27 protein-coding genes are annotated in these 21074 nt (G+C 35.2%); 12 read left to right on the top strand and 15 right to left on the bottom strand.

Annotation, left to right across the window (positions count from 1 at the left end; all coding sequences use genetic code 11):
• Positions 1 to 3: 3 nt before the first annotated feature.
• The 5 genes from AB4J89_RS05830 to AB4J89_RS05850 form a co-directional block, all read right to left on the bottom strand.
• Positions 4 to 480, bottom strand: a complete 477-nt coding sequence (locus tag AB4J89_RS05830) for a DUF1441 family protein (RefSeq protein WP_368468498.1) — start codon at positions 478 to 480, stop codon at positions 4 to 6.
• 64 nt (positions 481 to 544) lie between these two features.
• Positions 545 to 1045 carry a hypothetical protein gene (locus tag AB4J89_RS05835; protein WP_368468500.1) on the bottom strand — a complete coding sequence of 167 codons (501 nt, stop codon included), beginning with the start codon at positions 1043 to 1045 and terminating at the stop codon, positions 545 to 547.
• 323 nt (positions 1046 to 1368) lie between these two features.
• Positions 1369 to 1746, bottom strand: coding sequence for a hypothetical protein (locus AB4J89_RS05840; RefSeq protein ID WP_227336773.1), 378 nt, complete (start codon positions 1744 to 1746; stop codon positions 1369 to 1371).
• Positions 1747 to 1917: 171 nt separating this feature from the next.
• Positions 1918 to 2379, bottom strand: coding sequence for a lysis protein (locus AB4J89_RS05845; protein ID WP_368468502.1), 462 nt, complete (start codon positions 2377 to 2379; stop codon positions 1918 to 1920).
• A gap of 146 nt (positions 2380 to 2525) precedes the next feature.
• A complete protein-coding gene (locus tag AB4J89_RS05850) occupies positions 2526 to 2996 on the bottom strand; it encodes a lysozyme (RefSeq protein WP_368468504.1) in 471 nt (156 codons plus the stop codon).
• A 119-nt stretch (positions 2997 to 3115) separates the two neighbouring features.
• Here AB4J89_RS05850 and AB4J89_RS05855 point away from each other — a divergent pair, with 119 nt between their 5' ends.
• Positions 3116 to 3481, top strand: a complete 366-nt coding sequence (locus AB4J89_RS05855) for a hypothetical protein (protein WP_368468506.1) — start codon at positions 3116 to 3118, stop codon at positions 3479 to 3481.
• A gap of 29 nt (positions 3482 to 3510) precedes the next feature.
• On the opposite strand, the gene AB4J89_RS05860 is transcribed toward AB4J89_RS05855, so the two are convergent.
• The 5 genes from AB4J89_RS05860 to AB4J89_RS05880 form a co-directional block, all read right to left on the bottom strand.
• Positions 3511 to 4479, bottom strand: a complete 969-nt coding sequence (locus AB4J89_RS05860) for a DUF4225 domain-containing protein (protein WP_161710463.1) — start codon at positions 4477 to 4479, stop codon at positions 3511 to 3513.
• On the bottom strand, positions 4479 to 4958 hold the full coding sequence (locus AB4J89_RS05865; protein WP_036913626.1) for an Hcp family type VI secretion system effector: 480 nt from the start codon (positions 4956 to 4958) through the stop codon (positions 4479 to 4481). Before AB4J89_RS05865 ends, AB4J89_RS05860 begins: the two co-directional genes overlap by 1 nt.
• 219 nt (positions 4959 to 5177) lie before the next feature.
• On the bottom strand, positions 5178 to 6203 hold the full coding sequence (locus tag AB4J89_RS05870) for a site-specific DNA-methyltransferase (protein WP_368468508.1): 1026 nt from the start codon (positions 6201 to 6203) through the stop codon (positions 5178 to 5180).
• A gap of 96 nt (positions 6204 to 6299) precedes the next feature.
• Positions 6300 to 6683, bottom strand: coding sequence for a hypothetical protein (locus tag AB4J89_RS05875; RefSeq protein ID WP_161710465.1), 384 nt, complete (start codon positions 6681 to 6683; stop codon positions 6300 to 6302).
• A gap of 185 nt (positions 6684 to 6868) precedes the next feature.
• Positions 6869 to 7075, bottom strand: coding sequence for a winged helix-turn-helix domain-containing protein (locus AB4J89_RS05880; RefSeq protein ID WP_368468510.1), 207 nt, complete (start codon positions 7073 to 7075; stop codon positions 6869 to 6871).
• Positions 7076 to 7379: 304 nt separating this feature from the next.
• Between AB4J89_RS05880 and AB4J89_RS05885 the strand changes: the two genes are divergently transcribed.
• Positions 7380 to 7652, top strand: a complete 273-nt coding sequence (locus AB4J89_RS05885; protein ID WP_235365965.1) for a helix-turn-helix transcriptional regulator — start codon at positions 7380 to 7382, stop codon at positions 7650 to 7652.
• Between the two features lie 8 nt (positions 7653 to 7660).
• Here the strand turns inward: AB4J89_RS05885 and AB4J89_RS05890 are convergent, their stop codons facing one another.
• The 4 genes from AB4J89_RS05890 to AB4J89_RS05905 form a co-directional block, all read right to left on the bottom strand.
• A complete protein-coding gene (locus AB4J89_RS05890) occupies positions 7661 to 7915 on the bottom strand; it encodes a helix-turn-helix transcriptional regulator (protein ID WP_161710467.1) in 255 nt (84 codons plus the stop codon).
• 176 nt (positions 7916 to 8091) lie between these two features.
• Positions 8092 to 8352, bottom strand: a complete 261-nt coding sequence (locus tag AB4J89_RS05895; protein ID WP_161710468.1) for a helix-turn-helix domain-containing protein — start codon at positions 8350 to 8352, stop codon at positions 8092 to 8094.
• Between the two features lie 226 nt (positions 8353 to 8578).
• Entirely contained in the window at positions 8579 to 8974 is a 396-nt protein-coding gene (locus AB4J89_RS05900) for an antiterminator Q family protein (RefSeq protein WP_196715034.1), read from the bottom strand.
• A gap of 13 nt (positions 8975 to 8987) precedes the next feature.
• Complete coding sequence (locus tag AB4J89_RS05905; protein ID WP_368468513.1) at positions 8988 to 10058, bottom strand: conserved phage C-terminal domain-containing protein; 1071 nt, start codon at positions 10056 to 10058, stop codon at positions 8988 to 8990.
• Between the two features lie 317 nt (positions 10059 to 10375).
• Between AB4J89_RS05905 and AB4J89_RS05910 the strand changes: the two genes are divergently transcribed.
• The 3 genes from AB4J89_RS05910 (at position 10376) to AB4J89_RS05920 (ending at position 12642) form a co-directional block, all read left to right on the top strand.
• Positions 10376 to 11035, top strand: coding sequence for a helix-turn-helix domain-containing protein (locus AB4J89_RS05910; protein ID WP_161710471.1), 660 nt, complete (start codon positions 10376 to 10378; stop codon positions 11033 to 11035).
• A 256-nt stretch (positions 11036 to 11291) separates the two neighbouring features.
• On the top strand, positions 11292 to 11534 hold the full coding sequence (locus AB4J89_RS05915; protein ID WP_161710472.1) for an excisionase: 243 nt from the start codon (positions 11292 to 11294) through the stop codon (positions 11532 to 11534).
• A complete protein-coding gene (locus tag AB4J89_RS05920) occupies positions 11515 to 12642 on the top strand; it encodes a phage integrase Arm DNA-binding domain-containing protein (protein WP_368468516.1) in 1128 nt (375 codons plus the stop codon). The genes AB4J89_RS05915 and AB4J89_RS05920 overlap by 20 nt, the downstream gene beginning before the upstream one ends.
• 303 nt (positions 12643 to 12945) lie before the next feature.
• Here the strand turns inward: AB4J89_RS05920 and icd are convergent, their stop codons facing one another.
• Positions 12946 to 14199 carry an NADP-dependent isocitrate dehydrogenase gene (gene icd / locus AB4J89_RS05925; protein WP_006537208.1) on the bottom strand — a complete coding sequence of 418 codons (1254 nt, stop codon included), beginning with the start codon at positions 14197 to 14199 and terminating at the stop codon, positions 12946 to 12948.
• 138 nt (positions 14200 to 14337) lie between these two features.
• Between icd and rluE the strand changes: the two genes are divergently transcribed.
• The 7 genes from rluE to phoQ all read left to right on the top strand — a co-directional run bounded on the left by rluE (position 14338) and on the right by phoQ (position 21008).
• The gene (rluE, locus tag AB4J89_RS05930) at positions 14338 to 14967 is read left to right on the top strand and encodes a 23S rRNA pseudouridine(2457) synthase RluE (RefSeq protein ID WP_318619788.1); all 630 of its coding nucleotides are present in this window, start codon (positions 14338 to 14340) and stop codon (positions 14965 to 14967) included.
• Entirely contained in the window at positions 14960 to 15409 is a 450-nt protein-coding gene (locus tag AB4J89_RS05935; RefSeq protein ID WP_368468519.1) for an NUDIX hydrolase, read from the top strand. The genes rluE and AB4J89_RS05935 overlap by 8 nt, the downstream gene beginning before the upstream one ends.
• A 109-nt stretch (positions 15410 to 15518) precedes the next feature.
• Positions 15519 to 16622: a tRNA 2-thiouridine(34) synthase MnmA gene (gene mnmA / locus AB4J89_RS05940; protein ID WP_088493164.1), complete on the top strand. Its 1104-nt coding sequence runs from the start codon at positions 15519 to 15521 to the stop codon at positions 16620 to 16622.
• Between the two features lie 2 nt (positions 16623 to 16624).
• Positions 16625 to 17254, top strand: coding sequence for a high frequency lysogenization protein HflD (gene hflD, locus AB4J89_RS05945; protein WP_088493165.1), 630 nt, complete (start codon positions 16625 to 16627; stop codon positions 17252 to 17254).
• A gap of 31 nt (positions 17255 to 17285) precedes the next feature.
• Positions 17286 to 18656, top strand: coding sequence for an adenylosuccinate lyase (gene purB / locus AB4J89_RS05950; RefSeq protein WP_088493166.1), 1371 nt, complete (start codon positions 17286 to 17288; stop codon positions 18654 to 18656).
• A 212-nt stretch (positions 18657 to 18868) separates the two neighbouring features.
• Positions 18869 to 19543 carry a two-component system response regulator PhoP gene (gene phoP, locus AB4J89_RS05955; protein WP_075672656.1) on the top strand — a complete coding sequence of 225 codons (675 nt, stop codon included), beginning with the start codon at positions 18869 to 18871 and terminating at the stop codon, positions 19541 to 19543.
• Position 19544: 1 nt separating this feature from the next.
• On the top strand, positions 19545 to 21008 hold the full coding sequence (gene phoQ / locus AB4J89_RS05960; RefSeq protein ID WP_088493167.1) for a two-component system sensor histidine kinase PhoQ: 1464 nt from the start codon (positions 19545 to 19547) through the stop codon (positions 21006 to 21008).
• Positions 21009 to 21074 lie beyond the last annotated feature (66 nt).

The following is a 21074-nucleotide window of genomic DNA, read 5'->3' on the forward strand; positions in this document are numbered from 1 at the left end:
CTTTTAACCCTCCTTAAGCTCATCGTCTGCTAGCACTTTTATCGCAATTTGATCACGTAGATCATCAATCACCGCTTGTATTTGAAAAACCGCCGAAGGTGTTAATGCACAATCACGCTCTAATATATCTGGTAACGTCTCCAACACTTGTATCATGGCTTTCGCTAAAGCAGCATATTCACGAGCAACATCGGATGCAGGTAATAATTCACCTATTTCTTGCTCAAACTTCAATCGTTCTCGTTCAGACTGATACCACGCTTTACGATCTTGAGGTTGCATTTCTTGGCTATCAATAGATGCAGGAGCTTTCATTGTTTCGGCTAAAATATCGGTAAGTGTATAAAGTTTGAGATTTGAGTTATTGGTATTAACGGGTGTGAGGTTTTTAAGGCGTGATGAAACGGTCTGCCGATGTATTCCTGATAATGTAGCTATCTGACTAATATTGAGTTTTAGCTGTTTGAGTTTTTGATCCATCATTGCATGTAAATAGTGAATAAAAAAACCCGCATTAAGCGGGTGTTCACAGTGCTATTTAACTTTATTGTGTTAGGGAATCAATATAGTCAAAAAGAAATTGAGCGTCTATCTCGTTTAATTTTTTAAAATATTCGGTTTTTCTATCTTTAAAATCTTCACCTCTATGAGGCCATTTATTACACCAATAATCTATATTGGTATTTTTCTTGAACCATTGCTTTTGGTATTCATGTTCGTTGACCAGTTTATAAAGTTCTTTTTTTGTCTGGCCTCTAGTTCTTGTTGCAGAAATTATGAAATTACAATTTTCTCCAATTAACTCTTCTACTGCTTTTTTTATAATTTTTTCGTTGTCACCACCTGTGGATATCCCTATTTTTAAACCTTTTTTCTCAAAAATAGCTATTTTGTCATTTTTAGCAAAAGGATTTTCTTTTGGTTCTAAACGAACAGAATAGCTTTTATCTGATCCTAATTTTCTAATCAATTGAATTAGTGTTTGTGTTTTACCACGCTTACTTGCACCAAAAACACGTAACATTAATTTCTTTTCAAGTTTCATTATGAAAATTCCATTGTGAATAATAAATTATGATATACGTGCTGAATGTAATAAATACAAGTTACTACACCACATTCTTATGAATATTAAGAGAAATTCCTGTGGAAAATAATGAAACGTAAAACATGTTGATGAACAAAAAACGTTCAAAACTATCAGCACTTATTATTTATATATTTAAAAATCAATAGGTTGATTATGTAGTGATGATGCTGAAATAAAATGAAAAAATTTGGCGTTTCCCGCGAAGCCCCCGCCCCGTGGGAAGGGAAGCTATTGGGAGTACCTTTTCAATTAACTAACTGTTCTTCAGTCTAATTATATTATTTAATAAGATTTGCTTCTAAAAGGCTAATAACTACATCGGCTTGCCCATTATGATTTTTAGGTAAATCATTATTACTTTTTTGATATAGTCGAAAACACTCGGTAGCTGTTATGTTTGGATTCTCTATTGCTAATGCTAAAAGTTCTTTTGCATGGCGTTTATTATCGGCGCCCGCTTTATAATCATTTGGTGGGATGCTTTTCACTAAACCAAGCTCACATAAACCAAGAAATGCACTTTTAGGACATCCTTTATTAATTGATGATTTGCTAGTTGTTTCTTTTGATATTGCATTCATCCATTGTTCACGCAAATCTACTTTATTATCGTAATTCAATACAGTCTGTACTGCTGCTTTACCATAGTTTCCCATATATAACCTCATGCCTGATTAATATATTAATATTCGATAGTACTAACACTCAGTAATGCATAATTACCTGATTTTAACCACGCATTGTGAAAGTATTTATTTCTATTTAAGATTACTCATAGCTTCCTTTATTATTCAACTTATTTTTGTAATTTATTTGAATATTTTTAATTATTGTGAATACACATATCTTATATATTCCTGTAACCCCTTAATCATTCTTTCTGATTCTGTAATTCGCTCTCTGAGTAACCAATAATTTCGGATAGCGGTGTCAGTAGGTCTGGAGGGGATTGCATCATCCATGCTGGAGGCGGAATTTGTAGTGATACGGGAGGAACACTCGGCTCTGATATACACCCGCTTAGGGTTATGCTCAGCCAGAATGCGCAACCTATCAATTTCCTTTTTCGCATTAACTAATTCCTTAGTGTGTTTAATATCTAGCTGATTTAATAGAGTTACCCGTTTTTGATAATTGTAATTTATATTCACTAGCTCTTTTAAACGACTGGCTAGCTCCTTATTAGCATCATTTAATTTATTCATTTTTTTTGATTGCTCATTTACCACCATATAACCACCCGCAATAATAACTATCGCCATAATCGCGATATAAAACTTCCAATTCATTATTGATTAATACCTATGATGAGAAATAGCGCGTTGACAGCGTTTAGCTAAACTCGCTTTATCATTAGAACAAGAAGGATCAATGGAAAGATAAAAGCTGAAGATAACAATAAGAAAAAGAGTAATAATAAAGCACAAGACAATAATTAAAGATTTCCATGACATAAAGTATATTCCATTTCACGGCGATTAATTAAACCCTTCCATACTTTTCCACCAGCATAAACCCAACGTTTCATTTCTTCACAGGCACCATGTTGATCGCCTGCATTTAATTTCTTGAGCAAAGTAGAACGTGCAAATGCTGTTATTCCAACATTATAAGCAAAAGAATATAAAGAAGCTTTAATGTGATTATCAAGAGATACCTTGATTAAAGCATCGACTTGTCGTTGTATTTTAATAAAATCTTTTTGTAATAAAGCATCACACTCTTGCTGTGTGTATATTCTATTTTGAATAATGTCATTACCAGTATGACCATAGCAAACTGTCAAAACACCTGTGACATCATAATAGGGTTTGTATTTTATTCCTTCCAAATAACTAATAAGACTTAAGGCTATAGTAATGGCACTCGTGCTACTTAATACAACTGATTTTCGTTTTAATTGCACTTAAAATCCTTTTTATTAAAAAGTATCACTTCATAAATATAATTAAATCTTATAATTCAACTTTATATTTAATTATGTTATTATTGAATATAAAGATATAATTTAGAGATAAAAACATAATGAAAAAATTCGATATAGATAAAATAATGAGCAACTTATCAGACAAAGATATAAAAAAAATAAATCAAACTTATAACAACCAAACCAATAAAGAAGAAAGTTTTAAAAAATGGTTTTTTGACACATTTATCTTTGATCGTATCTTATTTGAAGGATTATTTATTTCACTTACTATAGTTTTTATTTGCATAATTACATCAGGATCCACACCTCATCTATTCTATTCATTCTTAGTTTTAGTTTTTATTTACTTCACCATGAGTTTAGTAATTACTATCTATGATTGTATTAAGAATAAAATATCACTAATTTTATTTTTTAGAGTAAAGAGAATTGCAGTAACGACCTATATAATGAAAAAATGATCTATTTTTAATTAGAGCATTAATCTAATTTATTGAATATTTTCAATAGCTGATTCTTCGTTATTATATTTTTTCAATATTAGGATAAGTTTTCCCATATTATAGCCTAAAGTAGTGAGTAATATAGGATTGCTATGAACACTAAATTTTCGCTTAAAATCTAATGAACTCCAACGAAATAAGCGAGTACCTTTGCTGGTAAACAACCGATCAAAATGTGTTGCTCTATAAGTTCTCCCGCCCATCGTGACAGGTAAATGAATAATACGATTAGGTGAATCATATTTAGCAAAAGCAGCGAATCCATTATATACGCTAACAGTCATATCAATAACATCATAACCTATCTCACCATGACTCTCATTCAAGCCTAAAAATTCAAATCCTTTCTGAATTCTCTCTTTAACGGGATCTCCACCAAAATTAATATCGCCATCAGTAAATTCATACACTATATCTGATACACCGTCAAAAACCTTGCCTCCACCGAGAGATAAACCAATAATCCCAGCACCTTGCATTTCTTTATTTTTAATTTTACGGCCTGTTTTAAAACTTAAATATCCAAAAGCACTTTGTATTCCTCCTCCTATAATAGTTTGACTACCTTTAAGATAAAAATACCATCCCGTTCCAGAAAAAGTTTTAGTTAGTTCATAAACCTCTTTGCTCCGTTTTCTTAATTGAGAATAAGCAGACATTTCAGTTTCATACTCAGTTTCTATTTCATCGAGATACTGCATTATTTCTGGCAGATAACCCACACCAAATGCCTCTTTTGCTTTTTCTCTAAAGCTGTTAGCACGATTATGTCTTTCTCTATGCTGATATATAGCACGACAAAAATCAGCTCGTATTAACCTTACAACTTCTGCTATTTCACTCCTATATCCTTGTTTACAGTAATCATCTGTAAGTAGGTATCTTGCGGATACTTCGGATAATCTTTTAATATCATTAGCATATCTTTCAAATTTTTCTTCAAAACTAAAAAACATTAAAATACCCTTTCATCCCAAATACTATAAGAACTTGTTCCTGCGGTTACATGTTCCCATGTTATTGACTTAAACCGTATTGATAATGACTCTTCGGGTTGAACTTCATTATGTGTTATAGAATTAGGATAGAAACAACTAATATTTACTATTGAAGCATCCGTTAATTTTATTTTGTAATATAACTCCAATCCACTATTACCGGATGTTCTATAAAAGAAAAATTCACATGTTAATAACTCATTAGAGACCAATGATTGAGATAATAATGGGGATGCCTTATCAATTGTCTTACGTATATCTATTGGTTGAAAACTTACATTTTGATGCATTGAAAGATTTGATGAAAATTCATAAACTAAAATTTCATCTTCATGACCAGATTGATATTTATTACCAATGGAATCAAATGTAGAACACCCTTTTGAAATTAAACCCTGATTATTTCCATTTAATTTTAAATAAATAATATTTGCCAATTTATATATCTCCATTTATAGAAAATGATAATCCATCATTTAATAGACATCTAATAAAGAAAATCTAAAGCCCATTTAATTAAGAATTATTTAACAATAAAATATTACTTACTATATAAATAACTGGATAATATTCAATTGTTTTATTGCGTTATTAAAATTAAAAACATTTAAATTATACTTAGGGAAAATAACTCTTATTAAGAAGTTATTTATATTTTATATATTTCTTAAATAATTATTTATCTCCTCTTTCGTCATATCAAATCTCTCCTTCTCTAACTCCACGCCCAGCACTTTTCTATTCAACTTTAATCCCGCTTTTATCGTTGCCCCTGATCCCATAAAGAAATCAGCCACTAAATCACCTTCACGACTGCTAGAGCGAATAATATGTTCCATCATATCTGATGGTTTCTCGCAAGGGTGCTTGCCGGGGTAATATTGCACTGGAGGATATGTCCATACGTCTGTGTAAGGTACATCAGCCGTAACAAAAAAAGGACGTTTCAATAATCCGTATTCTTCAACCAATGCTTGATAACGTATCTGAGAAACTTTATGTTCTGACAACAAATTATCATAGGTGCGTGATAGCGGTGATAACTGATCAATATGCGTAGCTCGTTGTGAAAATAATATTTGTAACTTTTGATAGTCATCCCTTAATGGTAATTGCCACTGACTGCGACCAAACCAGTGATTTGCCATTTTCTTTCCTGTTACTTTATTTATTTGTTTAACGCTAACCTGTAATGCTGATCGTGCATCGATAAAATAATCCATAAGAGGTTTAAATACTTGTTGTTTGAGTTCACGACACTTTATAACAAACTCAGCCCCTTTCGCTTGTACAGGCCTTTGATAATGCTCTGCAAACAGTATTCGCTCTGTCGAAGGAAAAAATGCACGTAGGCTTTCTTTATTCTGGCGTCGCCAAGGGCCAGAAGGTTTAGCCCAAATAATATGGCTTAGCATACTAAATCGCCCTTTTACTAATAATTCAGTATCAGAGGCAAGCTTAGAGCCACAAAATAAATACAAGCTTCCATTCGGTTTCAATACTCGCCAAAACTCAGTTAATACGTCATCTAGCCATGCTAAGTATTCAGCTTCATTTACCCACTGATTATCCCATGCACAAGATTTAACCCGAAAATAAGGGGGATCAGTCACTATCAAATCAATACAATTCTCTGGTAACGCTTTCAGCACAACCAATGCGTCATTATTATATAATTGCATCTACATCCTTTATTGAGGCAAAAAAAAGCCAGAAATTATCAAGCTTCTGACTTGTATTTATATTTAACATAAAAGAGTGCAAAAACAGGTGATAATTTATAGCTCTTTTATTGGATATGTTTTTTCTGTTTTAGAACCATCACTATAAATTTCAGAAATCGTGATATCTCCATTATTTACAGAATATTTCACAATACTATCTAAAGGATCGTCTCTCCATCGCCCCGAACTATCAGCATTGTTTGATGCCCAAATGACCTTTTCACCGTTTAGTTTACATTTAATAGCCCAGCGACTGTTATCGACTGAACGAATGTAATGAACATAAGCAATGCCGTTTTCAATAGTATCTAATTGCATAATCTTATGATCTCGACCAAACATGGTTGCCGCAGACGCTTTACAGACTTGCCCCACATCGACATTTTGAGCAAACACAGAAGAACTAAACAGCAGTGATAATAATAAGATTTTTTTCACAAGTTCAATCTCTAATTTAAGATAAGTAATTATGTATATCGTCAATTAATCGAAAAGCTTTATCTTAAATTTTCATTTATAAAGTAATTATTCAATCTTATCTTTATTTACGACTCATCAAGTATAAACTCATCTTTTATGCAAGAAAAATATAAACTGATATCTTTTGTTATAATATAAAGTATTTAAATAGCTCTCTTACTTGTTCGCCTATAAAAACCATCTTGGTTTGAAATTAATCCTGCCATTTCCAATTGAGTTAATAAAAACTCGCAACTTTCATAACTGAGTTTATATTCACTTATGATTTCTATTATATTCTTACCTGTGCTTTGTGATATCATTTCTAATATATCACATGCCTGAATAGTTATATCAGTCTGTTTTATCATGATATTTCACACCTTTACTTTAGAAAATAATATATCTAAAGGTGTAACTCTTCATCCTATAAACAGCAAGTTCTTTTATCAGATTATTTTTAAATAAATAACTTTATTGATAATTATAAAAACAAAAATACTAATTTATATATTTAAGATATTTTTATAAATAGAAATACTAATCTGCTACATTTAAAAATAGGAATTACTTCAATTGAAAAAACTTAATAATTATTTAAAATAAAAAATGTTAACCGATGTATTAACAAATTATTTATAAACTATCGTTTTATTAAAACCATATGGATATATTATGATTAATAAAAATTGGCATGCAGCAGATATTATTGCATCATTAAAGAAAAAAGGGACAACATTAGCAGAGATTTCCAGAGGTGCAGGTTTAAGCTCCTCTACTCTAGCTAATGCGTTGTCCCGTCCATGGCCTAAAGGCGAACAAATTATAGCTCAAAAACTTGATTTACCACCTTCAGCAATATGGCCCGAAAGATATTTCGATGAAAACGGAAATCAAATCATACGTAAAACAAGAGAACAAAAGTTTAATGATAGAAATAAAGAATAAATTCATCATTAGCAATATTTATTATAATATATTTTAATGATATCTTCTGCCAGATCATCATTAACAGTATAAAAATAACATTCAGGCAAATTAAGTACTTTGGCTAGCTTACATACCATATCAAAGCTTGGTTTATGTAACCCAGACTCATATTGCGAAATTCTAGAACGAGAACTAGCTATTTCCATTCCAACTAAAGCACCTAATCTTGCCTGAGTCAACTTTGCCCTTTTACGGGCATATCTCAATCTAATAGGAACCATAATTAAAAACTAATCAGTATATTAAATTTATAATGTTTTTGTAATTTTTATGTTTATTATCCTCCTTATAATAAAAACTTGGTAAACTCTGTAAATGTGGCATTGTTATTGTAGTAATATATTTATTTTATATCATAAAGTAAAAAAACGTGTATAGCACTTTTTTAAAACAAACATCATAGTATATTATATTTTTCATTATAAATAAGAATTAGCTCTTCTGCGAATTCATCATTTAATGTGTAAAAATAATTTTCTGGTACTTTTAATATTTTGGAAAACCGACAAATAGTTTCAAAATTAGGACGATGTGTGCCAGATTCATATTGACAAACTCTTATCTTAGCAGACTCTTGATCTATCCTAGCTAAAATACCCAACTCTTCCTGAGTTAATTCAGCTCTTGCCCTCGCCGTTTTTAGTCTTTTAGGGATCATAATAATTCTAACGCTTTAAATGAAGATGTAAATTTATATCATAAGAGTTCAAATATTAAAAATTAAGCATTACTTAACAAATTTAGGCTATATAAATATTAATTTAAATAGTATTTGATGTTTCATTATTTAATATTAATATTTTTAATTAAATATAATCTAAGTAAATATCTTTATTTTTATTAGATTAACAGCTAATTTGCGTAGCGCGGTAATACTTTTTTATTTAATTTGTTTTCTTATAGTTATGGACCTCATGATCCATCTCTAAGTGTGTTTCTAACATGGCCAATCCTCCTTCAACAAAACCTTCCGCCACTTGTATTAGCTGACGTACTCGACTTTCACTCATTTTCCAACGCCTTGCGATACTTCTTTTAGGGTGCTGATAGATATAATGTAAGATAAGTGCGTTCACTTCTTCTTCTTTTCTCATTTGTTTTAAGCGCGCTATGGTGGAATCAATAATCAATCCATCATCATCACAACAACTTATACGTGATGAGGTTTGATAAGGTAGTCTTCCTTTAAAACCAGCTGCAATGTGAGAATAATCCACACCACTTTGCACATCTGATGCCCAAGCTCCCCATCGTTCTAATACTTGCTGTATATCTCTCATTTCGCAAAGACCTTTACGCAATACTATCTTGATATGTTGAACGAGCAATTAACTGTGCTGATTGATACCAAATTTCTTTCCAAAGCATTTTTGCATTATGAATATGCATTCGCCCTAAACCACGTTGTAAGGCACATTTTTTAGCTAGAATTTGAAGAGCTGTCTTGGGTTTCCATCCTGAGCTAAATAACAAACTAAATGTGTTATCTCTTTCAACACAATCGATTTCAATGGGGATATCGCCATCCTTTAAGCACCGTCCATTTTGGTAAGCGGGGCGGCCCTTTAAGTGCCATTTTTTAGCTTTATCAAGATACTCTGCACAATTGTTTTTATGGAACAGGGTTTTAGGTCTTAAATAATCCTGCATTTTATTATCGTTGAGCCATTTTGCTGTTAGATAATCCGTAATTAAAATTAATTCATCAACTTGAAAACCATCAGCCAGCCTAGCTCGAATATAACCCAATGTGGTTTGACATTCTCGATAATGAGAGTGGGTTGTTTTATTAAAATAGCGAATAACTTCTATTTCAGGCCGTTCACGATTTAACAATGAGCAATCTGAACAAGATCTTTTAAGGTTACTCTTTGTAGTAATCTTTGTTGTACTCTCTGTAAGATGAGCCCTATTTGAACCACTCTGTGCCTGGCTTTTGCATCCCTTCCATTGTTCCTGTTTGCTCTCATCGAATGTACTAATTTTGGTTTTACTCTTTTCACCCTCTCCAGCCACATTTTTACCTTCATCTTCTGCTTTTAAGATCTTATGTTGATAATTAATGCTATAGAAATTAGTGCGATCATGAAGATGTTTGTTAAGCTGTTTTACTTCTATCAACCCTGCAGTTCTAAGATGAGTAAATACGCGTTTTAACGTTGAAAGCGATAAGTAGGGAAACTGTAAATGCCAATTAGATAATGTATTGTAGATCCACCGTCGCCCTTCATATTCAATACCTGATGTGGTTTCGGTGATCCAGTAATGTAATTGTTGTAAAACAACCGCCTCATATAATCCAATTTGAACAGCTAATTCGGGTATCACTATCTGAGGGCGTGTTTTTTCCATTAATAACTTCATATAAATTCCTTTTTCACTCTTTTTAAAACTAAGTAGGCATTAAATTAAAAATAATTTAATAGAAGAAATAACAAAAGATGGTAATCCGAACTTTGTTTTGTAAAATATTCCGTTACGTTAATTTTAACTCATTCATTTAAAAAAATAGAAAACAAATTATTAGCTTTGAAACCATCATTAATCTAATTAATAGAATTAATTTAAATTATAGCTACATATATTAAATTAATCCGTTATCTATTTATGCCATTAAAATTAACAAATCGAGAATGGACACGCAAATCATTTTTACTTAAATAAAAGGAAATGGGAATTACATGAGAAACAAAATGCATACCCGAATTAGAGAGCGTCGATTACAATTAGCCTTAACGCAAGAATCATTAGCAAAGATGTTAAGTGTCAGCCGAGTTTCTATTACAAAATGGGAAACTCAAGTCACAGAGCCCGACGGTGAAAACTTACAAATGCTGGCTAAAGTGCTTGAAGTTTCACCCGAATGGTTACTTTATGGTGGAACATCATCCGATGCTGATGCGTTAATAATCACACGTAAGACAATGAATATTCGTCAAATTCCCGTTATCACCCTAGAGCAAACCCTTGATTGGAAAACACGTTATGAGACATTAAGATTGAGTGATATTCAAACTTGGTGTTATGCGACAGTACCTGTTTCTGAGCAAGCTTATGGGCTTGTGTATCAAGGTGAATCAATGACTAACCCTTACTCACTCCCCTCTATACCAAAAGGTTCAACCATTATTATCGAGCCAGAATTTAAAAATAATATTGAATTATATGGAAAGATAATCATCGCGAAAAATAACATCACCCATGATGTGGTAATTAAGAAATTAATATCAGAACCACCTCATCTTTATTTGGTTTCATTAAACTCCGCCTTTACACCTATATTATTAACTCATGATTATCAAATTATTGGTTATGTGATACAAATTATTCAAACACTTTAACTTATTTCGTTTAATTTATTGAGCTGGATCACTTCAGCTCAATATGTACTTCCCCTCACAGTGTTATTGCCTATAAAGAAACATAGAGTACAATTAATCGCAAGCAACAAACACTCACTCATTTAAACCATAAGGAAATAAAAGATGAAAAATATAATTACGTATTAATTAGCCATCAAATAAATACAGTATTCATTTATTTGAAATAAGGGAGTAATCATTATTAATTCATTTTTAATAATACAAGGAAAGAATAATGCAAGTATTAACATTAAAAGAATGGGCTGAGAAACGATACAAAAGTCGTCCGCCGTCTCTCACCACGTTAAGTCGCTATGCACGACTAGGTTTTTTCTGTCCACCTGCAAGGAAAGAAGGTGGTATGTGGCGAGTAAGAGAAGATGCTGATTTAGTCGGCATGTTAGCTACCCCTTCAATCAATACCTTTGATGATCCAATATTAAGGAAGATACTAAAAGATGACCGGACGACCTCGTGAGAAAAACATTGATATCCCAAATTTATATACAACGTATCATCCAAGAATGCGAAAAATGTATTGGCGATATCGCCACCCTATAACGGGTAAATTTCATTCCTTGGGCGCTGATGAAACTCAAGCGCAATTAATTGCCATCGAAGCCAATAGCCGTATTGCAGAACAAAGAACGCGCCAAATTTTAGCCATTAGTGATCGTATTGCAACTGACAAAGATGAGTCAATTACAGTTGCTACATGGTTAGATCGTTATTGGAATATCCAAAAGGAACGTTTAGATCAAGGAGAGATACAACTTGCCACCTATCGGCAAAAGAAAAAGCCCATCGCCCTCATGCGCCAAAAACTGGCTTTACTTCCACTAGCAAAAGTGGGCACTCGAGATTTGGTTAGTATTCTCGATGAGTATAAAGCCGTAGGACAATCGCGTATGGCACAAGTTGTTAGATCAGTTTTTAGTGATATTTTTAAAGAGGCGCAACATGCAGGTGAAGTTCCACCAGGTTATAACCCCGCATTGGCAACCAAAAGGCCAAAAACTCGGATTAAGCGCCAAAGATTAACTTTAGATGAGTGGCATCAAATTTATGATTTAGCTGACAAGCAACATCGTTATATGGGCAATGCGATGCTCCTTGCACTCGTAACAGGTCAACGTATTAGCGATATCTCACGGATGCGCTTTCAAGATATCTGGGATGATCATTTGCATGTTGTTCAAGGTAAAACGGGCGCTAAAGTGGCCATTCCCCTTTCTTTACGCAATCAGGCAATTAATGTTTCACTTAAAGAAATCATTGAGCGCTGTCGTGATCGAGTGGTGAGCCACTACTTAATTCACTATTTTCGAACCACATCGCAAGGACAACGAGGAGGCTCTGTCACAGCAAATACGATGACAACGAATTTTACCAAAGCGAGAAATAAAACCGATATTGATTGGGGGGAAGGAATGCCAGCCTCCTTTCATGAACAACGTTCATTATCAGAACGTTTGTATCGAAAGCAGGGTATCGATACACAAGCTTTATTAGGGCATGCGACTCGTGCACAAACTGATCGTTATAACAATGTTAGAGGCAAGGAATGGATAACCATCGCGTGTTAACTTTATTTCTGACCTTATTTTAATCCATCAGATAATCTGCAAATGATAATTTTCGCCACTTTTATCATGCAGTTTGCAGATTATTTTTCTTCTTTTCCATTTCACCGTAAATAAAACCTTATCGCCTATTTCTATTGCTTGATTTTAACGCTGACATTTTATTCATTGTTTGTTTGCTTTTGCTACATCTGGTTATTTTTAACACAAAAACACGCATCAACACGTTACACAAACTCATAAGAAAGCCTGTAACAAAAACGGGAACCCTTAAGTTCCCGTAATCAATTCGCAACGCTAATTATATTACATGTGTTTGATAATTGCGTCACCAAACTCGCTACATTTCAGCAATTTAGCGCCTTCTAACTGACGTTCGAAATCATAAGTGACAGTCTTAGCGGCAATCGCGCCTTCCATACCTTTAATGATTAAGTCAGCGGCTTCTGTCCAGCCCATATGGCGTAACATCATCTCTGCGGAAAGAATGATAGAGCCTGGGTTAACTTTGTCCTGACCTGCATATTTTGGTGCTGTACCGTGTGTTGCTTCAAATAAAGCGCACTCATCACCAATATTTGCGCCCGGAGCAATACCGATACCACCAACTTGAGCTGCTAATGCGTCAGAAATATAGTCACCATTTAGGTTCATACATGCGATTACATCATACTCTGCTGGGCGTAACAGAATTTGTTGTAAAAATGCATCAGCGATAACATCTTTAACGATGATCTCTTTACCTGATTTTGGATTCTTGATTTTAACCCAAGGACCGCCATCTAATAATTCACCACCGAATTCTTCGCGTGCTAACTCATAACCCCAGTCTTTAAAGGCACCTTCGGTAAATTTCATAATATTACCTTTGTGTACCAATGTAACTGAATCACGATCGTTATCGATAGCGTATTCAATTGCAGCACGAACTAAACGCTTAGTTCCTTCTTCTGAGCAAGGTTTGATACCAATACCGCAATCTTGTGGGAAGCGAATTTTGGTTACACCCATTTCATTTTGTAGGAATTTAATAACTTTATCTGCCTCTGCAGAGCCCGCTTTCCACTCAATACCAGCATAGATATCTTCTGAGTTTTCACGGAAGATAACCATATCAGTTAGTTCAGGTTGTTTAACTGGGCTTGGAGTGCCTTTGTAATAACGTACTGGACGTAGGCAAATATAGAGGTCTAGTTGTTGACGTAATGCAACGTTTAATGAACGGATACCACCACCAACTGGGGTAGTAAGAGGACCTTTAATAGAAACACGATATTCACGGATAAGATCTAAGGTTTCTTCTGGTAGCCAAACATCTTTACCATAAACCTGCGTTGATTTTTCGCCGGTGTAGACTTCCATCCACTCAATCTTACGTTCTTTACCGTAAGCTTTCTCAACTGCTGCATCAACAACTTTTAACATTGCTGGCGTGACATCGATACCGATACCGTCCCCTTCGATATAAGGGATAACCGGATTATTTGGAACAACAAGCTTACCTTTAGCATCTAGTGTAATTTTAGCGCCATTAGCCGGAACAACTACTTTGCTTTCCATTTACCTCTCCTTTCATGTAAGCGCACGCTTTGTTAATTTTTTGTAAGAGACCTGTCAATACTACTTGATTATTCAGCTAACGCCAATCGCTTCTCTTTTAAGGTATAATCAATCTCCCATTTTTTACAAAAATTAACTATGGCAAATCAACTTAAAAATAGCGCTAAATCGAGAAAACACCACACTCCATCAGCACAAAGAAAACCAGTGCGCCCAAGAGGTGAGCGTAAAGTCGTTATCTTCAACAAGCCCTTCGATGTTCTTGTGCAATTTACGGATGAAAATGGCAGAAAAACACTAAAGGATTTTATTCCTATCCGTGATATTTATGCAGCAGGACGTTTAGATAGAGACAGTGAAGGACTTTTAGTCTTAACAAATGATGGGAAGCTACAAGCAAAATTAACACAGCCGGGTAAAAAAACAGGAAAAATCTACTATGCTCAGGTTGAAGGCGTTCCAAACACTGTCTCATTACAACAATTTAGAGATGGATTAGAGCTTAAAGATGGCAAAACTTTACCTGCACAAGTCGAAATAGTTGAACAGCCAGAATGGCTATGGGAGAGAAACCCTCCAATTAGAGAACGTCAAACTATCCCGACAACTTGGTTAAAAATAACGTTATTTGAAGGTAAAAACCGTCAAGTGAGACGAATGACCGCCCATATCGGTTATCCAACATTGCGTTTGATCCGCTTTAGTATGGGAAATATTACATTGGATAACTTATTACCCGGTGAATGGAAGGAGATTGATTTTGTTTAAACCTCATGTGACTGTCGCGTGTATCGTTCATGCAAAAAATAAATTTCTTGTTGTTGAAGAAACGGTCAATGGAAAAGCAACATGGAATCAACCTGCTGGGCACCTAGAAGCCAATGAAACACTTATTCAGGCTGTTCAGCGTGAATTATGGGAAGAAACAGGGTTAACACTCCCTGTTCAACACTTTCTTAAATTACATCAATGGATTGCGCCAGATAAAACCCCTTTCCTACGTTTCCTTTTTCTTATTGAGGCGCAAGAGCAATTTGAAACACTGCCTCAAGATAGCGATATTAATTGTTGTCACTGGGTTAGTGCTGATGAAATTATTCATAGCCAGCAACTACGCTCACCACTGGTGAGGGAAAGCCTGTTATGTTATCAACAAGGTGAACGCTATCCCCTCTCTATCTTGAGTAGCTTTGGAACCCCCTTTAACTAAATAATAGAAAAGGAAAAAACAAAGCATCAAAAACAGAGTAAGACTTGATGCACCTGTGTCAGTGATATGGTAAAGTATGGCGCTTATTTTTCCGCAGTGAGATCCAGTCATGTCAGATAACAGCCAAAAAAAAGTCATCGTAGGAATGTCCGGTGGCGTAGATTCATCCGTCTCAGCCTATCTTCTTAAGGAACAGGGATATCAGGTCGTTGGTCTGTTTATGAAGAACTGGGAAGAAGACGACGATACAGAATATTGCTCAGCCTCTACCGATCTTGCCGATGCGCAAGCGGTGTGCGATAAACTTGGTATTGAGCTTTATACCATCAATTTTGCTGCTGAATATTGGGATAATGTTTTTGAACACTTTTTATCCGAATATAAAGCTGGTCGCACCCCAAACCCAGATATTCTGTGCAATAAAGAAATAAAATTTAAAGCATTTTTAGAATATGCAGCTGAAGATTTAGGTGCTGATTACATTGCAACAGGCCACTACGTTCGTCGTCGTGATATTGATGGTAAAAGTCAATTACTTCGCGGTGTTGATAATAACAAAGACCAAAGCTATTTCTTATACACATTAAGTCATGAGCAAATTGCACAAAGCCTTTTCCCTGTTGGTGAAATGGAAAAACCTGAAGTCAGAAAAATTGCTGAAAAGCTTGATTTAGCAACAGCAAAGAAAAAAGATTCAACAGGTATTTGTTTTATCGGCGAACGTAAATTTACCGATTTCTTATCGCGCTATTTGCCTGCAAAACCCGGTGCTATCGTGACTGTTGATGGTGAAACTATTGGTGAACACCAAGGTTTGATGTATCACACATTAGGTCAGCGTAAAGGTTTAGGTATTGGTGGTACTAAAGATGGCGGAGAAGATCCTTGGTATGTGGTTGATAAAGATGTTGAAAACAACATTCTTGTTGTCGCTCAAGGTCATGAACATCCAAGATTAATGTCTGTTGGTCTAATTGCTCAGCAGTTACACTGGGTATCAAGAGAACCTATAACTGAAGCTTTCCGCTGTACTGTTAAAACACGATATCGCCAACCTGATATTGCGTGTACAGTAACACCTCTAGGTGAAGATAAAATTGAAGTCCGCTTTGATTATCCTGTTGCTGCTGTAACCCCGGGGCAATCAGCCGTCTTTTATCAAGACGAAGTCTGTTTAGGTGGCGGGATCATTGAAACACGTATTCAGGAGTAGATGTGGCTAAAGATTTTCGTGATATAACACTTGCATTGGCAGGTATCTGCCAAGCAAGTCGTCTCGTTCAGCAAATTGCTTACCAAGGTAGTGCGAACGAGAACGATGTTGAAGTAATGGTTAACAGTGTTTTTAATCTCAACCCAACTTCAACACTAGATGTTTATGGCAATCAAATCAGCCACTTAAAATTAGGCTTTCAAACACTGAAGGCCATTCATCAGGCGGTAAGAAGAGAAAAGCTAACGCTTGAATTGATGACTTATCAGCAAGGCTTAATCAATTTAGAGCGTCTTATCAATAGAAATGATGATTATAGCTCTCATTTATCGCAAAAAATTTCTCAATTAGAGCGCCAAAAAAGTTATTTCGAACCTATGTCTGAAGGTGTATTTAATGCACTTGCGGGTGTTTATGTTGATGCAGTTAGCCCTGTTGGCCCTCGCATTCAGGTTCACGGCGCAATAGATCTGTTAAAGAACCCTATTATTCAAGCTAAAGTTAGAGCGTTATTATTAACTGGTATTCGTAGTGCTGTGCTCTGGCGTCAAGTAGGTGGTCGTCGTTTTGATTTTTTACTGCATCAAAAGACTATTCTGCGACAAGCTGATGATTTTCTCGCTCAATGTTAATACTTTAAATTCAACCTGGGAGTTGCCAACAATGGAATTATCTTCGCTGACAGCGATTTCACCGATTGACGGTCGTTACGGTAGTAAAACTTCGTCGTTACGTTCTATTTTTAGTGAATTCGGTCTTCTGAAATTCCGTGTACAGGTAGAAGTTCGCTGGCTGCAAAAGCTGGCATCTTGCGCCGACATTAAAGAAGTTCCAGCCTTTGAAAAAAACGCAAACGATTACCTTGATGCGATTGTTGCTAACTTCAATGAAGAAGATGCAGCACGTATTAAAACTATCGAACGCACCACTAACCATGATGTAAAAGCCGTAGAATATTTCTTAAAAGAAAAAGTGGCGACCATCCCTGCTTTACATCAGGTTTCTGAATTTATCCACTTTGCTTGTACTTCTGAAGATATTAATAACCTGTCTCATGCCATTATGCTGGAAACAGCACGCCAAGAGATCTTATTACCTGCATGGCGTGAAATTATTGATACCATTAGTAAAATGGCTCAAGAATACCGTGATTTACCATTGCTTTCTCGTACTCATGGTCAACCAGCAACACCGTCTACAATTGGTAAAGAGTTTGCTAACGTTGCCTACCGTATGGAACGCCAATATCGTCAACTAACACAAGTTGAGATCTTAGGTAAAATCAACGGTGCAGTAGGTAACTACAATGCTCACTTAGCTGCGTATCCTGAAGTAAATTGGCATCAATTTAGTGAAGAATTTGTCACTTCACTGGGCATTACATGGAACCCGTACACAACTCAAATTGAACCTCACGATTATATTGCGGAGCTTTTTGATTGTATTAGCCGTTTCAATACTATCTTGATCGATTTTGACCGTGATATTTGGGGTTACGTTGCACTGAATCACTTTAAACAAAAAACGATTGCGGGTGAAATTGGCTCATCAACCATGCCTCACAAAGTAAACCCAATTGATTTTGAAAACTCTGAAGGAAACTTAGGGTTAGCAAATGCCGTTATGGGACATCTTTCTAGCAAGTTACCTGTTTCTCGCTGGCAACGTGATTTAACAGACTCAACAGTACTGCGTAATTTAGGTGTTGGTATCGGTTATGCACTGATTGCTTATCAATCAACCATGAAAGGTCTTAATAAGCTTGAAGTGAATGAAAATCATCTTCGTGAAGAATTAGACTGCAACTGGGAAGTGTTAGCAGAGCCGATTCAAACTGTAATGCGTCGTTATGGCATTGAAAAGCCTTACGAAAAGCTAAAAGAGCTTACTCGTGGTAAACGCATCACAGAACAAGATATGGTCGTTTTCATTGATGGTTTAGAACTACCAGAAGATGAAAAAACACGCTTAAAAGCAATGAAACCTGAAAGCTATATTGGTTTCGCAACTGAACTTGTTGATAAATTAAACTAATTTACCTCTCTAAAAAGGCAGATAATTTCTGCCTTTTTTTATAACCAAAACACAGAGAAAACTATCTATAACTTAAACACTTTGCTGGATACAGTGTTTTTTAAGCGATAGATTGTCTATGATAAGCCCATATTTTATATGATAGTTTGACTATCATTTCCTACATTTATTTTACAACAGTGAACTTTGCTGATTGTACTCAAGGTGGAATAATGCGGATCTTAATTATTGAAGATAATATCTTACTTCGCCATCACTTATCTGTGCAATTTCGTGATGCTGGACATCAGGTTGATGCAGCAGAAGATGCCAAAGAAGCAGATAGTTTTATAGCAGAAGGTACACCTGATGTTGCCATTGTAGATTTAGGATTGCCAGATGAAGATGGTATTAGCCTTATTCGTAGATGGCGAGAAAATAATATTACCCTACCCATAATGGTCTTAACGGCGCGTGAAAGTTGGCAAGAAAAAGTCTCAGCATTAAATGCAGGTGCTGATGACTATGTGACAAAGCCCTTTCATTTTGAGGAAATTGTTGCACGTATTCAGGCATTAATGCGAAGAAACATGGGAATTGCATCGCAAACTCTTGCTATTGAACCTTTTGAATTGGATTTGTCACGTAAAGAGTTCATGATTTCAGGAGAACAGATTAAGTTAACCGCATTTGAATATACAATTTTAGAAACATTGATGCGCAATCAAAATAAAGTTGTTAGTAAAGATGCATTAATGCGTCAGTTATATCCAGATGCTGAATTAAAAGAGAGTCACACTATTGATGTACTGATGGGCAGACTACGTAAAAAAATCTTAGAAAAATACCCTGATGACGTGGTGGTTACAGTACGCGGACAAGGCTACCGTTTTGATATGAAACCTTAATATGCAAAAAAAACAGCGCTCTCCACTCTCATTACGAACTCGTTTTTTACTTGCAACGAGTGCCATTATTTTGGCACTTACACTCTCTTATGGGTTAGTTGCCATCGTTGGTTCGATTGTCAGTGTGGATAAAACCACTTTTATGTTGATGCGTAGTCAAAGTAATCTTTACTACAGCTTAGCGCAGTGGGATAAGAGCAAACTGAATATTGAGTTCCCAACAAATCTTAATCATAACAATACCTCGCTGGTGGTTATTTTTGATGATAAAGGCAGTGTATTATGGACGCCCCCCGACTTGCCGAAAGCTATTCCTGATAGCATTAAACATAAATGGCGACATGAAGAAGGCCTATTTGAAATCGCTGTTGATGTCAAAACAACACGTTTAATGTTAAAGCAGTTACCGCAATATCGTGTTTATCTCAAACGCCTTGACGAATATTCTAGTAATGAGTTTTTAACTCACTCTGTTGTGATTAATCATTATCCTGCAGCTGATAATATGCCTTATATGGCAATCGCAGTTATCGATCCTATTCCTCAGCGTATGCAAAAAGTCAGTCAAGTTTGGGACTGGTTCTTATATATCATTCTTGCGAATCTATTTTTAGTTGTACCCTTAATTTGGTTGGCTGCACATTGGAGTTTAAGGCCCATAAAACAAGTTATTGAACAAATCAGCGCATTAGAAAAAGGCACTCGCAATGATTTGGATGAAAACCCGCCAACAGAGTTAAAAGGTTTAGTCCGTAATTTAAATGTGTTATTGCGTAATGAACGCAGTCGTTACAGTAAATATCGCACCAGTTTATCTGATCTTACCCACAGCTTAAAAACGCCACTTGCCGTATTGCAATCAACATTGCGCTCTTTACGATCAGGTAAGCAGATGACGATAGAGCAAGCTGAACCTATTATGCTCGACCAAATTGAACGAATTTCACAACAAGTGGGTTATTACCTACATCGCGCATCCATTCATGGTGATCACGATATTACCACGCGAAAACTTCATTCACTGTCAGGATTACTTGATAATCTTTGTAGTGCATTAAGTAAAGTTTATCAGTCAAAAGGTGTTGATTTAACACTCAATGTTTCACCTGAAATCATGTGGTTAGGTGAGAAAAATGACTTTATGGAAGTGATGGGCAATATTCTGGATAACGCCTGTAAATACTGCTTAGAATTCGTTGAAATCAATGTTAGCAATAATGAAAACAGCGTAATAATTATTGTCGATGATGATGGTCCGGGTGTCAGCCCCGAAAAAAGAGAGGCTATTTTCCAGAGAGGAACTAGAGCAGACACGCTGCGGCCGGGTCAAGGTTTAGGATTATCTATCGCGGTAGATATTATTGAACAATACAGTGGTGAAATTACTATTACCGATAGTCCTTTAGGTGGTGCTCGTATCACTGTCACCTTTGCTGAGCAGCAACTTACCAATGAGCGTGAATAATCACAATTGATAAGAAACTTCTTTCTTTTTTTTCATTACCGCCAAATATACGGCGTTATGTATGAT

This window comes from Proteus sp. STS61-E (genome assembly GCF_040932335.1).
GTDB lineage: Bacteria > Pseudomonadota > Gammaproteobacteria > Enterobacterales > Enterobacteriaceae > Proteus > Proteus mirabilis_B.

What these genes read in the sequence shown, in the direction of transcription:
- AB4J89_RS05860 (WP_161710463.1), bottom strand. Translation starts at nt 4,479, where the DNA reads ATGTTTTTTAGTTTTGAAGAAAAATTTGAAAGATATGCTAATGATATT.
- AB4J89_RS05900 (WP_196715034.1), bottom strand. Translation starts at nt 8,974, where the DNA reads ATGAGAGATATACAGCAAGTATTAGAACGATGGGGAGCTTGGGCATCA.
- AB4J89_RS05870 (WP_368468508.1), bottom strand. Translation starts at nt 6,203, where the DNA reads ATGCAATTATATAATAATGACGCATTGGTTGTGCTGAAAGCGTTACCA.
- icd (WP_006537208.1), bottom strand. Translation starts at nt 14,199, where the DNA reads ATGGAAAGCAAAGTAGTTGTTCCGGCTAATGGCGCTAAAATTACACTA.
- phoP (WP_075672656.1), top strand. Translation starts at nt 18,869, where the DNA reads ATGCGGATCTTAATTATTGAAGATAATATCTTACTTCGCCATCACTTA.
- AB4J89_RS05840 (WP_227336773.1), bottom strand. Translation starts at nt 1,746, where the DNA reads ATGGGAAACTATGGTAAAGCAGCAGTACAGACTGTATTGAATTACGAT.
- AB4J89_RS05920 (WP_368468516.1), top strand. Translation starts at nt 11,515, where the DNA reads ATGACCGGACGACCTCGTGAGAAAAACATTGATATCCCAAATTTATAT.
- AB4J89_RS05845 (WP_368468502.1), bottom strand. Translation starts at nt 2,379, where the DNA reads ATGAATTGGAAGTTTTATATCGCGATTATGGCGATAGTTATTATTGCG.
- AB4J89_RS05910 (WP_161710471.1), top strand. Translation starts at nt 10,376, where the DNA reads ATGAGAAACAAAATGCATACCCGAATTAGAGAGCGTCGATTACAATTA.
- phoQ (WP_088493167.1), top strand. Translation starts at nt 19,545, where the DNA reads ATGCAAAAAAAACAGCGCTCTCCACTCTCATTACGAACTCGTTTTTTA.
- AB4J89_RS05830 (WP_368468498.1), bottom strand. Translation starts at nt 480, where the DNA reads ATGGATCAAAAACTCAAACAGCTAAAACTCAATATTAGTCAGATAGCT.
- AB4J89_RS05835 (WP_368468500.1), bottom strand. Translation starts at nt 1,045, where the DNA reads ATGAAACTTGAAAAGAAATTAATGTTACGTGTTTTTGGTGCAAGTAAG.
- AB4J89_RS05905 (WP_368468513.1), bottom strand. Translation starts at nt 10,058, where the DNA reads ATGAAGTTATTAATGGAAAAAACACGCCCTCAGATAGTGATACCCGAA.
- rluE (WP_318619788.1), top strand. Translation starts at nt 14,338, where the DNA reads ATGGCAAATCAACTTAAAAATAGCGCTAAATCGAGAAAACACCACACT.
- mnmA (WP_088493164.1), top strand. Translation starts at nt 15,519, where the DNA reads ATGTCAGATAACAGCCAAAAAAAAGTCATCGTAGGAATGTCCGGTGGC.
- AB4J89_RS05885 (WP_235365965.1), top strand. Translation starts at nt 7,380, where the DNA reads ATGATTAATAAAAATTGGCATGCAGCAGATATTATTGCATCATTAAAG.
- AB4J89_RS05880 (WP_368468510.1), bottom strand. Translation starts at nt 7,075, where the DNA reads ATGATAAAACAGACTGATATAACTATTCAGGCATGTGATATATTAGAA.
- AB4J89_RS05915 (WP_161710472.1), top strand. Translation starts at nt 11,292, where the DNA reads ATGCAAGTATTAACATTAAAAGAATGGGCTGAGAAACGATACAAAAGT.
- AB4J89_RS05890 (WP_161710467.1), bottom strand. Translation starts at nt 7,915, where the DNA reads ATGGTTCCTATTAGATTGAGATATGCCCGTAAAAGGGCAAAGTTGACT.
- purB (WP_088493166.1), top strand. Translation starts at nt 17,286, where the DNA reads ATGGAATTATCTTCGCTGACAGCGATTTCACCGATTGACGGTCGTTAC.
- AB4J89_RS05895 (WP_161710468.1), bottom strand. Translation starts at nt 8,352, where the DNA reads ATGATCCCTAAAAGACTAAAAACGGCGAGGGCAAGAGCTGAATTAACT.
- AB4J89_RS05855 (WP_368468506.1), top strand. Translation starts at nt 3,116, where the DNA reads ATGAAAAAATTCGATATAGATAAAATAATGAGCAACTTATCAGACAAA.